At 53.4% G+C, this 15,830-nt stretch carries 11 protein-coding genes and 2 pseudogenes; 10 read left to right on the top strand and 3 right to left on the bottom strand.

The window, feature by feature from the left end:
• Positions 1-69: 69 nt before the first annotated feature.
• A complete protein-coding gene (locus tag ACUY1T_RS06850) occupies positions 70-672 on the bottom strand; it encodes a PRC-barrel domain-containing protein (RefSeq protein WP_446021266.1) in 603 nt (200 codons plus the stop codon).
• A gap of 73 nt (positions 673-745) precedes the next feature.
• Positions 746-943 (bottom strand): CsbD family protein, encoded by a 198-nt coding sequence (locus ACUY1T_RS06845; protein ID WP_446021264.1) that lies wholly within the window; start codon positions 941-943, stop codon positions 746-748.
• A gap of 313 nt (positions 944-1,256) precedes the next feature.
• Here ACUY1T_RS06845 and guaB point away from each other — a divergent pair, with 313 nt between their 5' ends.
• The 10 genes and pseudogenes from guaB to ACUY1T_RS06795 all read left to right on the top strand — a co-directional run bounded on the left by guaB (position 1,257) and on the right by ACUY1T_RS06795 (position 15,258).
• Complete coding sequence (gene guaB / locus ACUY1T_RS06840) at positions 1,257-2,726, top strand: IMP dehydrogenase (RefSeq protein WP_446021607.1); 1,470 nt, start codon at positions 1,257-1,259, stop codon at positions 2,724-2,726.
• A gap of 173 nt (positions 2,727-2,899) precedes the next feature.
• On the top strand, positions 2,900-4,474 hold the full coding sequence (gene guaA, locus ACUY1T_RS06835) for a glutamine-hydrolyzing GMP synthase (RefSeq protein WP_446021262.1): 1,575 nt from the start codon (positions 2,900-2,902) through the stop codon (positions 4,472-4,474).
• Positions 4,475-4,699: 225 nt separating this feature from the next.
• Positions 4,700-5,746, top strand: a complete 1,047-nt coding sequence (locus tag ACUY1T_RS06830; protein WP_446021261.1) for a nucleoid-associated protein — start codon at positions 4,700-4,702, stop codon at positions 5,744-5,746.
• Positions 5,727-6,890, top strand: a complete 1,164-nt coding sequence (locus ACUY1T_RS06825; protein ID WP_446021259.1) for a hypothetical protein — start codon at positions 5,727-5,729, stop codon at positions 6,888-6,890. Before ACUY1T_RS06830 ends, ACUY1T_RS06825 begins: the two co-directional genes overlap by 20 nt.
• 139 nt (positions 6,891-7,029) lie before the next feature.
• Entirely contained in the window at positions 7,030-8,172 is a 1,143-nt protein-coding gene (locus tag ACUY1T_RS06820) for a hypothetical protein (protein WP_446021257.1), read from the top strand.
• An 11-nt stretch (positions 8,173-8,183) separates the two neighbouring features.
• On the top strand, positions 8,184-10,298 hold the full coding sequence (locus ACUY1T_RS06815; RefSeq protein ID WP_446021255.1) for an ATP-binding protein: 2,115 nt from the start codon (positions 8,184-8,186) through the stop codon (positions 10,296-10,298).
• Positions 10,299-10,301: 3 nt separating this feature from the next.
• Complete coding sequence (locus ACUY1T_RS06810; protein ID WP_446021253.1) at positions 10,302-11,396, top strand: DNA methyltransferase; 1,095 nt, start codon at positions 10,302-10,304, stop codon at positions 11,394-11,396.
• A gap of 65 nt (positions 11,397-11,461) precedes the next feature.
• Positions 11,462-11,791, top strand: a pseudogene (locus ACUY1T_RS06805) (GMP synthase (glutamine-hydrolyzing)); the annotation flags it as partial.
• A 408-nt stretch (positions 11,792-12,199) separates the two neighbouring features.
• Positions 12,200-13,018, top strand: coding sequence for a hypothetical protein (locus ACUY1T_RS06800; RefSeq protein WP_446021251.1), 819 nt, complete (start codon positions 12,200-12,202; stop codon positions 13,016-13,018).
• Entirely contained in the window at positions 13,015-15,258 is a 2,244-nt protein-coding gene (locus ACUY1T_RS06795; RefSeq protein ID WP_446021250.1) for a UvrD-helicase domain-containing protein, read from the top strand. Before ACUY1T_RS06800 ends, ACUY1T_RS06795 begins: the two co-directional genes overlap by 4 nt.
• A gap of 173 nt (positions 15,259-15,431) precedes the next feature.
• Here ACUY1T_RS06795 and ACUY1T_RS06790 read toward each other — a convergent pair.
• Positions 15,432-15,640 (bottom strand): annotated as a pseudogene (locus tag ACUY1T_RS06790) (amino acid dehydrogenase); the annotation flags it as partial.
• Positions 15,641-15,830 lie beyond the last annotated feature (190 nt).

Here is a 15,830-nt window from a genome sequence, read left to right as displayed (position 1 = left end):
AGACGAAAAAAGCGCCGGGCGGAGCCCGGCGCAAGAGTGTCATGGGGAGGGACACTTCAAGCTTGACGCTTAGTCGAAATCGTCCTCGATGTCGTCGTCGGTGTACTCGGCGTCGTCGGTGTCGCCCACGACATCGCCATCGGCTTCACCGTCGCGGAAGGCGGTATTGCCGTCGTCGCCCACGGCGCCGGTACCGGCGGTGCCGGTGGTTTGCCAGACGCTTTGACCACCATGCTCGCTGATGCGGCGATCGCGCTCGTCGTTGAACCACTCCTCGTCATACTCGGGGAAGTTCTTGAGTTCGTCCTCAGAGGCATCAACCAGGATACGGTGGGTCACGTCGCCCTGACCGAAGATACCGTCGTCGTCACGCTCGGTTTCCATGCTGAAATGCTCGATGCCGACGACGACATCGTCACCGCCCATGCCCCACAGGCCACCGGCGTTCACGATCAAGGCACTTACCTGCCCCTGATCGTCCAGCAGGATGTTCTCGACGCTGCCGACTTCCTCGTCGGGGTCGTTGGCGTGATAGACATCGGCACCGATGATGTCATTGGCGGAATAGAGGCCCTGAGCCGCCCTGGGGTCGTTCTCTGCCACTGCCTGCGTACCGAGGGCGAGGCTACCGGCGATGGTTGCGATTGCGATAGTCAGTGCACGCTTTTGCATTGCTAACTCCTTGACCTGTCCTTAGACCTTGGATTTGGCTTGCTAGCACTGGGTAGGTGTCAAAGACGCTGTGTCAAAGACCTCTTGCCCAGTCATCGACCTGGCGTTCCGCCTCCTCGCGCTCCAGGCCATAGCGCTGTTGGATCTTGCCGACCAGCTGATCCTTCTTGCCGCCGACCTGATCCAGTTCATCATCGGTAAGCTCGCCCCAGCTGCTGCGAGCCTTGCCCTTCATTTCCTTCCATTTGCCTTCAATCTGGTCCCAGTTCATCTCGCCACTCCTTTCCTTGAGTCGACCGTTTCCGTGATTGGACCCGTTGTGTTACTTCTTCAAGCTAGATCACCCAACAGCCGCTGTAAGTCAAAGTAAGTTTCGGACTGTTTCGAAGCGTAATTAGGATTTGGGGAAGCCAGGCGCGGCCCGGCCTGGGGCAGGCAGCTAGCCAAGCAGAAAGCCAAGCCAGAAGACCGGGCCTTGAAGCCGAACCCGAAGAGGGCGCTCGGATTGCCCGCCCCTCGGCCCGGGCGCTATAATGGTCGATTACTTTCCCCACTCCCCCCACCAGCACTGGGTGTTGCCGACTATGCTACGTATGGCCCAAGAAGCTCTTACGTTCGACGACGTATTACTCGTACCCGGCTACTCGGAAGTCCTGCCCAAGGACGTCAGCCTGCGGACCCGCCTGACCCGCGACCTCTACCTCAACATCCCCCTCGTTTCCGCCGCCATGGATACCGTGACCGAAGCCCGCCTGGCCATCGCCATGGCCCAGGAAGGCGGCATCGGCATCATCCACAAGAACATGGCCATCTCCGCCCAGGCGGCCGAGGTGCGCAAGGTCAAGAAGCACGAGAGCGTGATCGTCAAGGACCCGGTGACCGTCGGGCCCAAGGCCAAGCTCGAGGACCTGCTCTCCATGGCCCAGGAGTACGGCTTCTCCGGCTTCCCGGTGGTGGAGGGCGAGACCCTGGTGGGGATCGTGACCGAGCGCGACATGCGCTTCCAGCCCAACCACGGCGACCGCGTGGCGGACATCATGACCCCGCGCGAACGCCTGGTCACCGTGGCCGAGGGCACCGAACTCGACCTGATCAAGAGCAAGATGCAGGAACACCGAGTCGAGAAGATGCTGGTGGTGGATAACGACTTCCACCTGCGCGGCCTGGTCACCTTCAAGGACATCGAGAAGGCACGCACCTTCCCCAGCGCCGCCAAGGATGCCGACGGCCGCCTGCTGGTCGGCGCCGCGGTGGGCACCGGGCCGGAAACGCCGGACCGCGTGGCCGCGCTGGCCGAGGCCGGGGTGGATGTGATCATCGTCGATACCGCCCATGGCCACTCCAAGGGCGTGATCGACCGTGTGGCCTGGGTCAAGGAGCACTTCCCGCAGATCCAGGTAATCGGCGGCAACATCGCCACCGCCGCCGCCGCCCGCGCCCTGGCCGAAGCCGGCGCCGATGGCGTCAAGGTGGGCATCGGCCCCGGCTCCATCTGCACCACCCGCGTAGTGGCAGGTGTCGGCGTGCCGCAGATCACCGCGGTTTCCAACGTCGCCGAGGCGCTCAAGGAATTCGACATCCCGCTGATCGCCGACGGCGGCGTGCGCTACTCCGGCGACCTGGCCAAGGCGATCGCCGCCGGCGCCAGCGCGGTAATGGTGGGTGGCCTGTTGGCCGGCACCGAGGAAGCCCCGGGCGAGGTCGAGCTGTTCCAGGGCCGTACCTACAAGGCCTACCGCGGCATGGGCTCCATGGGCGCCATGGCCCAGAGCCAGGGCAGCGCCGACCGCTACTTCCAGGACAAGGACGCCGGCGCCGAGAAGCTGGTGCCAGAAGGCATCGAAGGCCGCGTGCCCTACAAGGGCGTGATGAGCGCCATCGTCCACCAACTGATGGGCGGCCTGCGCGCCTCCATGGGCTACACCGGCTGCACCAACATCCAGGAGATGCGCACCAAGCCGGAGTTCGTGCAGATCACCGGCGCCGGTTTCGCCGAATCGCACGTGCATGATGTGCAGATAACCAAAGAAGCCCCCAACTATCGAGCGGGCTAGCGACGCCGCTGATCTGGCGCCATGCGTTGTTGAAAACGGCCTCAGCATGCTCATTGACAACCACGTCAACTCCGCTGCTTTCGGCCGTTTTCGCCTAGCCTGACGCTCAGCCAGCGACGCCGCTCGTTCTTACTTATGTTGCCCGCCGCCATACGTTGCCTAGAGACGCCCAGATGACCGACATTCACGCCCACAAGATCCTCATCCTCGACTTCGGCTCCCAGTACACCCAACTGATCGCCCGCCGCGTGCGCGAGATCGGCGTGTACTCCGAAGTGCGTGCCTTCGACATCACCGAGGAGGAGATCCGCGAGTACCAGCCCAACGGCATCATTCTCTCCGGCGGCCCGGAATCCACCGTGGCGGCCGGCTCGCCCCGCGCGCCCCAGTGCGTATTCGAGATGGGCCTGCCGGTGCTGGGCATCTGCTACGGCATGCAGACCATGGCGGTGCAGCTCGGCGGCGAAGTGGAAGGCTCCAACAAGCAGGAGTTCGGCTACGCCCAGGTCAAGGTCGACGGCAACGACGACCTGTTCCGCGACATCAAGGACCATGTGGACCACGACGGCAAGGCGCTGCTCGACGTGTGGATGAGCCACGGCGACAAGGTCGCCCGCGCGCCGGAAGCCTTCACCGTGACCGCCTCCACCCCGAGCTGCCCCGTGGCCGCCATGAGCTGGGCGGAGAAGCGCTTCTACGCCGTGCAGTTCCACCCCGAGGTGACCCACACCCTGCAAGGCATGCGCATCCTCGAGCACTTCGTCGTCGGCATCTGCGGCGCCGAGAAGCTGTGGACCCCGGCGCGCATCATCGAAGACCAGATCGCCCGCGTGCGAGATCAGGTCGGCGACCGCCACGTGCTGCTCGGCCTCTCCGGCGGCGTGGATTCCTCGGTAGTCGCGGCACTGCTGCACAAGGCCATCGGCGACCAGCTCACCTGCGTGTTCGTCGATAACGGCCTGCTGCGCAAGAACGAAGGCGACCAGGTAATGGAAACCTTCGCCCGCCACATGGGCGTGAAGGTGATCCGCGTGGACGCCGAAGACCTGTTCCTCGGCAAGCTGGAAGGCGAGAACGACCCGGAAGCCAAGCGCAAGATCATCGGCAACACCTTCATCGACGTGTTCGATGAAGAGGCCAGCAAGATCGAAGGCGTCGACTTCCTGGCCCAGGGCACCATCTACCCCGACGTGATCGAATCCGCCGCCAGCAAGACCGGCAAGGCCCACGTGATCAAGTCGCACCACAACGTCGGCGGCCTGCCAGAAACCATGAAGCTGCAGCTGGTCGAACCGCTGCGCGAACTGTTCAAGGACGAAGTGCGCAAGCTCGGCCTGGAACTCGGCCTGCCCTACGACATGGTGTACCGCCACCCCTTCCCGGGGCCGGGCCTGGGTGTGCGCATTCTCGGCGAAGTGAAGAAGGAGTACGCCGACATCCTGCGCGAAGCCGACGCCATCTTCATCGAGGAACTGCACAACGCCGACTGGTACCACAAGACCAGCCAGGCCTTCGCCGTGTTCCTGCCGGTGAAGTCCGTCGGCGTGGTCGGCGACGGCCGCCGCTACGAGTGGGTCATCGCCCTGCGCGCCGTGGAAACCATCGACTTCATGACTGCACGCTGGGCCCACCTGCCGTACGAGCTGCTGGAGAAAGTCTCCAACCGCATCATCAACGAGATCCGCGGCGTCTCCCGCGTGACCTACGACGTCAGCAGCAAGCCACCCGCGACGATCGAGTGGGAGTGAGGCACGCCTAGGCTGAACGCCTGACGCGGCTAAGCTGACCGAGATCAAGGGCTTACCATTTGGTAAGCCCTTTTTCTTTGCAATTCGTTACAGGGTTTTGTTTACTCAGGTTAAGGTCGCCGAGACGACCGCCGATAGAACAGGTAGGACAACGCAGACAGGGCTGTCGCAGGGAAAGGATGTCATCCCCGGGCGGTAGCGTGATTTACACACAGGGGGCGCATCATGGAAATCTCTGAAGCTATTATTCATCAGATCGATAAGGCAAGCGGTAGTGATCAAGTCTCCCTCGACCTACGGCCCGACCGTTTGCCGATAGAAGACACACTCAGCAAATTGGTAACTGAGGTGTTGAGTATCTACAACCGTGTTTCCAACGGTTATGGAGCATTCGATGCGGATCAAATTATCTACCCGTTCTCAGGCCAGCTGCAAGCTTATTACCAAGAGGAAGTTGATTTTATTCAGCTGTCCGAGACTGCGTTGAGACTGATCGCCTCAAAAATGGGAAGTCAACGCTTTGCTACCGGTGGTTATGTGCTGTTGGTTCGCTATACTAATTTGGGTCGAGACTGGTTTCTAGTGGGTATTCTGAAAATGAGAGAAGCCACAGGGGTTGATCAAGACACTAAGGAATTGCTTCGACTTTTATCTTTGGACGTTGATCACCTGCATGAAGCAGCCCGAGTCGATATCAGAAAGTGGCAGGAGAATGAACAGTCATACCTTTCCTTCGTTAAAAAGCGTGCAGGAAAAGAGGACGTCACCAAGTATTTTCGTGAGGCTTTGGGCTGTACTGACTACACAGATTCAAAGCAAAACACTGTTGTTCTTTTAGAGGCCCTTCAGGCATATACCAACACCCAGACTGATTCTGCCAAAGGGGAGGATGCATGGACAAGAGAAAAAGCGAGAGAGGTCAGGCAAAAGACTTTTGAATATTGTCAAGAGAAGACGCGCAATAGGGAAGATATCAACCTAGGAGCACTCTCCAGCATTATTAATGATCGTGATCCAGAAGCATTTCGAAATTTTGTGCGTGACAATGGTTATCATCTTAACGATGAGTTTGCTCCTCATTCCAATACGTATCGAAAGCTTCAGCGCATTACCGGAAAAGCCAGTGGTAACATTAAGGTTGCGTTTGATGTCGATGACTTGGTTCAGAGGCGAATAAGTCTTGATGGGCAGAATCTAATCATTCAGGGCGCGAGCCCAGAGCTTATAGCGCAAATAGAGCAGGCTCAGGCGGATGATGATGATTCCGAATGAGAGCTTGGCGCTGACCGCGAAGTTATATTGTGAGCTACAAGATCTCACGGTAGAGGACAGATGCTTCTATGGTATATTGCCTGAAGGACAGGACTTCGATGCTGTATGCAGGCAGCTAGATAGCTATGACCTGCTTGAAAGCCATAACCCGAAGAGCCGAAAACTTGACGTGCGAATGCCTGGTCGCTCAAGCGGCTTTTTTGCGGTAAACCTTGCCGGGCTTATCCAAGCCTATAAATTAGAGTGTCCGCGGCGCTTTTATATCGCCGAGTTGAACTATTACCACGATCATGAGTCAGAGAGCATAGCGGACACTCCAGGCTTGGTTAATGACTACCTTAATACGCTTCAGCTTGTGGCGGTGCTTAAGGAGCTGGCTGAGCATGTATACATGGCTTCAGATGGTAATCAACACTTGGTTTTTCTTAGAGACCGCAAGGTTACGTTAGTTCTTGATTATGATGATGGAAGCCTGAGGCCGCTGGAGAAGTTGTCTGGGTTCAAAGAGCATTTTATTGATTCAAGGCAGCATCAAGATCAAAAAAATACGATAATTAAAACTTCTTTAATCGAGGTTTTGGAAGCAAGGCAAAGTGGCACAGAATATCGACTGTCTGACTTGTTGGACCAGTTTGATTTTTTCGTACAGAGAGTGTTTCAAGGCTATGAGCTCTACGTATCGGAGTTCTCGTTCAAGAAGGTCCGCCAAGAAGTTGAAAAAGAGAAGCTGGAATTTATTTTCAAGCTAAATAAGGTTTTTTCGGATATCCAGAATCAACTATTGGCTGTACCTTTGGCGTTGGTGCTGGTAGGGAGCCAGATGGAATTGGCTAACCCTTTCTCTACCAAGAACATCTTCATTATGGCAGGAATGTTGGCTTTTACTGTCTTTATGGATCTGCTAATCAGAAATCAGAAAAACAGTTTGGATGCTATAGGGGATGAAGTGAAACATCAGTGGGATAAGATCACACATGAACATAAAGCTATCGCTAACCGATTTGATGACATCTATAGAAAAATTAATCAACGGCTTAAGCACCAGAGACGCTTGATCAGAATAGTAGATGCAGTAGTGGCTGTTTCATTTGTTAGTGCTCTGGTTTTATGGATATCTGCAGGCGGGCTGTTGTGGCCTTTTTGATCTCTTCTAAGTATGGATGGACGATGGCGATAACCATGCCGCTAAGACATGGCTTTGGGAATTGCCTGAAAAGCAGCCAAAATGCTGGCTCTGGGCGTAAAGAGAGTTCCCTGGCACTGGTGATAAAAATGGTAATTATATGATTGATCCAGAAAGCCAAGCACAACTGAGAGAAGCCATAGCAGATTGCATTGGCTTTGATCAGGGGGTGCTTGATGCATTACGTGAAGAGATCCGGCCTTTAAAGAGCGTCACGCGCCGCATACAGCCGCGCGCCACGACATCGATTTCGCTGGTTGGCACCGATGGTGGTAATAATCAGCTCCAGTTCGACCCCTTCCTGATCCAACTGGTCCGGGTGGTGGACAGCAGCAACAACGAGTACTGCTTGGAGGCGGTTTCGCCCACTACCCCAGTCCAGCAGCTCAACCAGCGCCAGTTCGCAGCAGACGGGGTGGCCTGTACCGCGCTCGGCGAAATGATGTCCTTCTTGGGTGTGGATACCCTGCCATCCCTGTCCCATATGATTCGACCTAATGACAAGGGCAGGCCAGTTTCCCCCAGCTGGGTGCAGGTGTACCGGGAGCTAGTCGAATGGGCGACCCTGTTCGCCATCCTCAAGAAAGACTTTGGCACCGACACCTTGATCGTATGCGACGGTCTGTTGCGCAGCAAGGTTTTTGCCAAGGACTTGTTCCAACGCCTGCTACAAGGCATGAATGAACGCATCGACGCACAGTGGAGCAAGAGCCGCCGTCGTGTGTATCTGGCCGGTGTAGCCAAACACAGCAAGGTGCTTTCACGGTATCGCCTCGCCATGGCCTTGGAAGGCGTACTTCAGACTGACTACCCCGCCTACGTGGAGGTACCGCGCGAGGTGGAGGAGAAGGCCTACGTTTGGTCGGAGTTCGCGCGAGGAGATGACCGCGCTGATGAGGGGGGAGAGATTAATAAGTTCGTGGGCGGCAAGATGTTCCTGGTGAAGTTCGGCTCACATCGCCGGGATGCTGTATGGCCGATCGATATATTCGTACCGCAGGTCGTGGAAGCTCAGCCCATCCTCGGATCAATGCTCGCCGACGCGATCAATGGCTTCCCGGTACCTCACTATCCGCGTTGCCTGCAAAAGGCACATGAAAACGCGGCCTTGGTCGATTTTGATTTCGACATCCTACAGGACTTCATTTATGAAGGTGTGCGCTCAAGTCTCGGTAGTGACGCGGGGACTTTGGATGCGTTTCAGCTTCAAGATGCCGACCCAGCGCAACGCCGGTACGGATAAGGGAGAACAATATGGCAGAAATCCTACTCTTCCCTAGGGATCAGGTTGTCGGCATCTTCCGGGGCTTCCAGCAAGGGGGCATGGAGTTCCATGCCGATCTGGTCTTGCCGTACCGGAACGAGTTCCAGAACATCCCGATGCATGGGCAATTCCTTCTCGTGCAGCTGGAGACCCCTGATGAGGCCGTGTTAGGCCGCATTGCTTCCTTCTCCTCAGAAGGCAAGCTTTCATTCGGCTCCGGTGAGGAGTTCAATATCCGCGCAGTTCGCGAGGAGCGGCCGATCCCCGAAGATCTGCGCGAGCAGTATCTCAAGTACCGAGTGAACATTCGGGTTCTAGGCGTGCTGCGGCAAAACGGCAAAGGTCTGACCTTCGTCCCCTCCCACCGCCGTCTTCCCCACGTTGGCAGCAAAGTGGCTTTTCCAAGCAACGAGGTTTTACGCGAGATCGCGGGGCATAACATTGATGGGGCGCCCATCGGCCACCTAGCCTTCGGTGAGTACATCTATGCCGCAGGTGACAAATCATTCGAATCGCAGGAATGGATGCAGGTAGTCGACCCGGAGGTCTTGGTTCGTTTTCCTATCGAGTCACTGGTCTCTCGACGCAGCTTCATCTTTGCCCGAGCAGGCTTTGGTAAATCGAATCTTAACAAGCTGCTGTTTTCAAAGCTCTACGAGACGACGCCCTTTATCACGAAGCGGGCCGGCAAGCAGGTGCCAGTGGGTACAGTGATTTTCGACCCGGATGGCGAGTATTTCTGGCCTGACGACAAAGGCCGTCCCGGCCTCTGCGACGTCCCGGCCCTGGAGGACAAGGTCGTTGTATTTACCGACAGGAAGAACCCAAGCCCCTTCTATCAATCGTTCGTTGCCGGTGGTATCAAGCTTGATATTCGCCGTCTACGCCCAGGGGATGTGATCTCCATCGCGCTTGGAGCAGAACGCCAGGAGCAGCAGAACGTTAGGAAGCTGCGCGGGCTCCCCCAAGATCGGTGGGAGTCGTTGGTCAATCTGATCGACACAAACGGCAACACCACGCCACTTGATGACGTTTGCCGACTGCTCGACCTCGACCCACAACGACAGGAAGCCGAGGCGTTGGCTGCTAGAGGCAACATGACAGCGATCGTAAAGATGCTGCATGACAAAAGCAGCCAGCTCATGGATATGTTGGTTCACGCCCTCTCCGAGGGGAAACTATGCGTCATTGACGTTTCCCAGATGCGCGGCGGTCAGTCGTTAGTACTCTCGGGCCTGATCCTTCGGCGTATTTTCGATCGTAACCAGCAGGAATTCACTGCGGCGGACCCAAAGACCATTCCGACCATCGCGGTCGTCGAAGAGGCACAGTCCGTGCTGAACGAGAACGCGCCGGCTGCCGAGCCCTACGTCGCCTGGGTCAAGGAAGGTCGTAAGTACGATCTCGGCGCGCTGCTGATTACCCAGCAGCCTGGCAGCATTCCTGTCGAGATCCTCAGCCAGGGCGATAACTGGTTTATCTTCCACCTGTTATCGGCGGCGGATCTCACGTCCCTTAAGCGAGCCAACGCCCACTTCAGTGACGACTTGTTGAGCTCACTGCTTAACGAGCCAATCCCAGGTCAGGGTGTGTTCTGGAGCTCGGTGGGCGGAAAGCCCTACCCCGTCAGCCTTCGCGCCCTGTCGTTCGAGAAGATGTACTCGATGCGGGACCATGACTACAATCAGCTAGCCGGTCACACCTACGCCCAAACACTGCGGAACACCTTCGCCGGGATGAGGCAGATCGCGACGACTACCAGCGTTTCCGAAGACTCAGGTGCAGGCTCTTTGTTTCCCGAAGAAGCAGATACCGAAGAAGCCGAGCCGGTGGATGTCATGGCAAACATCGAGCAGCGGGCCATCGACGCCCTGCAAGCCGATGCCAATCTGATCGCAAGAATCGAATCTATCGATGGAGCTGCATGGGGCTCGATCAAGGCGTTCTTCCTCAATCAACTGCCGGAGCATCTGGATGACAGGGATACCCTAGCCTTCCGGCTTGTGAAAAAGGCGCTTGTCCATTTCTATGGCCCACAAGACCAGGGGTGGGAGCAATACCGCCATCCGACGCGCAACACTGCCTACGTCAGGAAGAGGAGTTAGGTAGTGACCAACGTACAAACGGCCCTGAACGGAATATGCCCCTACTTCACGATGTTCCCGCTCGACTTTCCGCTCAGTATTCTGAAGCGAAGAGCACGGGCAGGCGATGTAGTGCTTGATCCTTTCTGCGGTCGGGGCACCACCAATTTCGCTGCACGACTTGTCGGTCTCCGTTCCCTTGGGGTGGACTCCAGTCCGGTTGCTGCAGCCATTACGGCATCAAAGCTAACGACAGCCACCGTTGATGACATCCTTACCGAAGCACGCAGAATTCTGGCCGAACGTGAGGCGTGCCATATCCCGACTAGCGAGTTTTGGAAATGGGCGTTTCACCCGAACGTGCTTGACGCGCTGTGTCGATTCCGTGAGACATTTCTGGAGGACTGCACCACTGACACCCGCATCGCACTCCGTGGGATTGTTCTGGGTGCACTCCATGGTCCGAAGCAGAAGACCTTCCCGAGCTACTTCTCCAACCAATGCCCCCGAACCTACGCTCCCAAGCCTGCCTATGCAACACGCTTCTGGCAGGGGCGAGGGCTTGAGCCTGAGCCCATCGATATCTTGGCCGTGATTGAGCGGCGGGCGAAGCGCTACTACGGAACGTCTTCCGACATCACGGGAGCCGTGCGATTAGCGGACAGCCGGGAGGCCGAGGCGCTCCAGCCAGATACGCCGGAAGCTCGGTTCGACTGGGTGATCACCTCGCCCCCGTACTACGGTATGCGGACCTACATCCCAGACCAGTGGCTCCGCAACTGGTTCGTGGGTGGCCCCGATACTGTTGACTACACCAACCGCAACCAGGTTGTTCATTCGAGCCCCGAGGACTTTGCAGCCAACCTGCGTCAAGTCTGGCGCAATGCAGAGAACGTGTGCGCGGAAGATGCCAAGATGGTCATCCGGTTCGGCGGCATCACGGACAGACGGGCCAATCCGCTGGACCTCATCAAGAGCTCTCTCGGTGACAGCGGCTGGCGTATCACCACTATCAGGGAGGCCGGGGCTGCCACGGAAGGCAAGCGCCAGGCGGATTCCTTCCTGCGCACCAAGTCCCATCCGATGGTCGAGTACGATATTTGGTCTGTTAAGCAATGAGTCTTTATATAAGCAATCCGCTGAGACTAACGACGCCCAACAAGGCGCTGCAACTCCTCTGCGTTCCATTGCCGCCAGTGAGCTTGGGCGTGTGCATCCTCGGCGAAGTGAAGAAGGAGTAAGTCGACATCCTGCGTGAAGCCGACGTCATTATCATCGAGGAACTGCACAACGCCGACTGGTACCACAAGACCAACCAGGCCTTCGCCGTGTTCCTACCGGTCAAGTCCGTCGGCGACGGCCGCCGCTACGAATGGGGCATCGCTTCATGACCGCACGCTGGGCACATCTCCCGTAAAGAAAGTCTCCAACCGCATCATCAACTAGATCCGCGGCGTCTCCGCGTGACGTGCGACGTAGGCAGTAAGCCACCCGCGACGATCAAGTGGGTGTGAGGCTAGCCTAGGTAGAACGCCTGACACAGCTTAGCTGACCGAGATCAAGGACTTACCAATTGGTAAGTCCTTTTTCTTTGCATTTCGTTACAGGGTTTTGTTTTACTCGGGTTAAGGTCGCCGAGACGGCCGCCGATAGAACAGGTAGTACAACGCAGAGAGAACTGTCGCAGGGAAACGATGTCATCCCCAGGCGGTAGTGTGAACAGTGGAATTTAGCTTCGGCGTTTCTGAGGGTGCTGCTCCGGATCGCCCTTAGAGTAGATGGTTCTAAAACGATAGCGGCTGGCTATTACTTTTATAAGAATTAAAGAAAGTTTTAAAGCCTAATAATGGTTTTTGCTACATATGGTGAGCTTGTGTGGATTGCAGATGGTATTTTAAAATTTCAAATAAGAGAAACGTTAAATGCGGAATATGTTTGAGCTTGCTTCACTAAATAAATTTGATCAAGGTGTAATCTTTCAAGGGGGAGTTACCAATCTTCATCCGGATAAACCTTGTCTGGGTATTGTCCTGTCTGCAAGGTGTGACTTATCCCAGAAGAAGGTGGAGTCAGTAGCCTACGCGCCTGTGGTTAAAATGAGTGAATTTATTGAAAAATTCCTCTTTTTTAAAGCCGTGGAAGGTTTTGTAAAAGAAAAGAAAGGGCTGATAAAAAAACATCTTATACAGAGCAATCCTAAGTTAAGTAGTTGGATTGATGCAATAGGTGAAATGGCTGTTTTTGGTTATGAAAAAGATAATTTGAAACCCAAGTTGCGCGAATCTGTTGAAAAGTTATTTTCTGATATTGATACGGCATTAGAGCTTGAGTATTGTAAGCTAAATGGAAACGATAAAGTTGTGGAGTCTATAAGGAAAAAGATAAAAACACAAATTGAAGATATCGCCAAAGGAAAAGTGGAAGGGTATTTTATTATCGATAATATTTCCGATCCTCTAGAGGAGTCAGAGGGAGCGTATGTGGTGATTCTTAGAGAGGTAAGGTATTTGTCTATGCTGTTTTTAGAGTTGATAGCAAAAGGATTTACTGCTAGTCAGAAAGAAGAAATAAAGAAGAGCGATGTTTATTACAAAGAAGGTTTCTACTATTATTTGATTTGTCAGATGAAATCGCCTTATATAGAGCTTTTGATGCAGAGGTTTAGTAATTTATTTATAAGGATTGGGGTGGATGATATAGATGTTGGGGTTATATTGACAAACTCGGGGGTTGAGGTATGAGATATGTGGCAATAGATAAAAATGCAATAGAAGTTATCGTGCAAGAAAAAAGGTATCAAAGTGCTGAGTACGCAGAAGGCAAAGGCTTAGTAGAGATTTTTCTGGCAGATTCTAGTGAGTTAAATTTGCCTGGCCTTCAGGTTGTTGATAAAGAGAGCGGAAGGTATGTGTTCTCTTCAAACACTTTTGCTAGATGTTATTTAGTTGTAGATGTTGAGTCTTTTCTAGCTTTTTCTAGGCTGCCTGTTTCCCAGTCTCTTATAGTTCTGCAAAAAGTATGCAGGGCTAGTTTGAAAAGCTGGAATGGTAATCCATTAGCTAAAACTGAGAGAGTCACTAAAGATGATTTGTTGATTGTTTTTCCTTGGTCCTTTAGTAATGCAGATGGGAGCAGGGCGGTTATCGATAGGCGACCCGATAGGAAAAGACAGGAAAAGAGAAATACTAGGAATTTCCTGCTTTTTTCATTCTGTGATAAAGAAGTTGAAAAGCCCGAGTCATACACTGTCTTTAAGCGATTCTCGGAAGAATCAGGACTTATAGATATTCCTCAGTGCTCACAGCCAATCGAAAACAAAGGGCACTTAAAAGTACAGTCAGTTCAAGGTGGTTTTGTTCCCATTGACTCTCGCCAGTCTCTTGATACTTGGAGAGAGAGACTTACAGAAATACAGAAAAGTATTGCTTTTTCAACTGGAATGGGTCCAGAAAGAATTGAAGGCCCGGCTGGAACAGGAAAAACATTAAGTCTGGTCCTTAGGGCTGTTAATATTATAGAGGATGCTGTTAGAGCTGGCCTATCGAAAAAAATTATTTTTATCACACATAGTCATAGCACGAAAGAAAATATAGCAACAATTTTTGAGGCTAATGGTATAAATCAAGAAAAGCTGTCGTCAACTCTTGTTGAGCTTGTTATATCGACTCTGCAGGAGTGGTGCATTTACGAGTTGGGGAATAAAATAGAAGAAACTGAAATTATCGATAAAGATGCATCCGATTCGAAGGAGTATCAAAGAATAATTATTCAGGATGTATATGAAAAATACAACCTTGAGATTGACACGGCCAAGAATTTTCTCTCATCGCAACTCTACAGCTTTCTGCTGGAAAGCTCATCTAATGTTGAATACTTGATACACGTGTTACATCATGAGATTGCTGAGGTTATAAAAGGGCGGTCACAGCAAAGTATCGTTAACTATAAAAAAATACCAGCCGATCAGCATGCGATACCTGTTGTGACCGATAGTGATAAAGAGTTTATATTTAAAATATATAACGATTATCAAGATGCACTGCAGTCATCAGGGATGTTTGATACTGACGATATTGTTTTGTCTGCGCTAAGTCAACTAGATACACCTATTTGGAGACGCCGCGTAGAACGTGATGGTTTTGATGTTGCACTTGTGGATGAAACACATTTGTTTAATTTGAACGAACTTTCTGTGTTGCATCATTTATTAAAAGTCACGTCGAGAACTTCAATAATCTATACAATAGATAGATCGCAAAGCGTTGCTAATTCTTCACTTTCTTATTCGGATCTAAAATCGCTTCTTATTTCTGGGGATCAGAAAGAAACTTCATTGCTTAGTGTCTTTAGGTCTTCGCCAGATATAATGTCATTGGCTTGCGAGGTTTTGGCATCTGGCGCTGGTATATTTACTAGTTTGGAGAATCCGTTAAATAATGCCCAGTCAACTCTGACTTTGGCTGAAGAAAACAGGTGTGTTTACCCTAAGATAAAAGGGTATTCTTCTGAAGAAGAGATGATTTCTGCTGCATTTGAGGAGGCTAATTCATTAGCAGAGAAAATAGACTGCTCGAAGAGTAAAATCGCAATTATAGCTACAACAGATTCTGTTTTGGGCGATCTTAAAAGGCGAGCCGCGATAGAAAATAAGGCGCATGAAACTATTGAAAAAAGGGGTGATGTGGCAACCGTTGCTAAAGCTTCCCGTTCAGGAGGCTACTTGTTAGCAGGCATTGATTATGTTGGCGGGTTGGAGTTTGAAGGAGTAGTAATTTGTGGTGTTGATAAAGGAAGGCTGCCTCCAGCAGACTCTCTTGAAACTGATAGTAGGCATTTTCTTCGCCATGCATCATATAATAGACTTTATGTGGCGATGTCGAGAGCGAAGTATGGGCTTTCCATGATCTATAACAATAATCGTGGCCGCTCCTCACTTTTGGAAAGTGCGGCCCGTGGCGGGTTAATTGAGGAGGTTATATAGAATTTTGAGGTAATTGATTGTAGTGGCAGTGGTGGTATTAGCTCGACACTGTGTACAGTCCAAAAGGCAGGGAGACGTGGGTATCCCTGCGCCGAGTCTAACCAATACGTGAAGTTGTATAAAACGGGCGCCCTTGTGGCGCCCGTTTTCGTAGTGGAGTAGTGGCCTCACCTTCAGAAGCGATCGACGCGGAACGGAGCCATATCCATCGGGCGCTTCGCCATCGATCATCTGGGCGAGCCACAGCCCCTCCTTGCCGGGAGCCGGGCCGATTACCGGCTTCAATGTCGGGCAGGCAGGGCCGCGCGTTTTTCCAGGGCTGGCTGTCGCGACGCTTGCCCAGCGGGAACAGCTTGCGTGCCACTTTCTCGGCGGCGGCCACTGGGCGTTGCCAGTAACTCCCTCAGCTTCATCTTTTCCATCATGATGCCAGATAACCCTCGGTCTCGGATGCCTCGCGCGCCCGGTGGGAAGGGGAGTCGTGCCGCCATGTGCTAGCTTGAAGCGTAACTAAGCCAAGGATGGGGTTCAGCCTATGGGCGAGCCGGTGAGTTATCAGGATGCTGTGGCGT

This window comes from Billgrantia sp. Q4P2, from assembly GCF_052806135.1.
The sequence above is the reverse complement of the archived record's forward strand: the minus strand, read 5'-3'. Positions and strand labels throughout refer to the sequence as shown.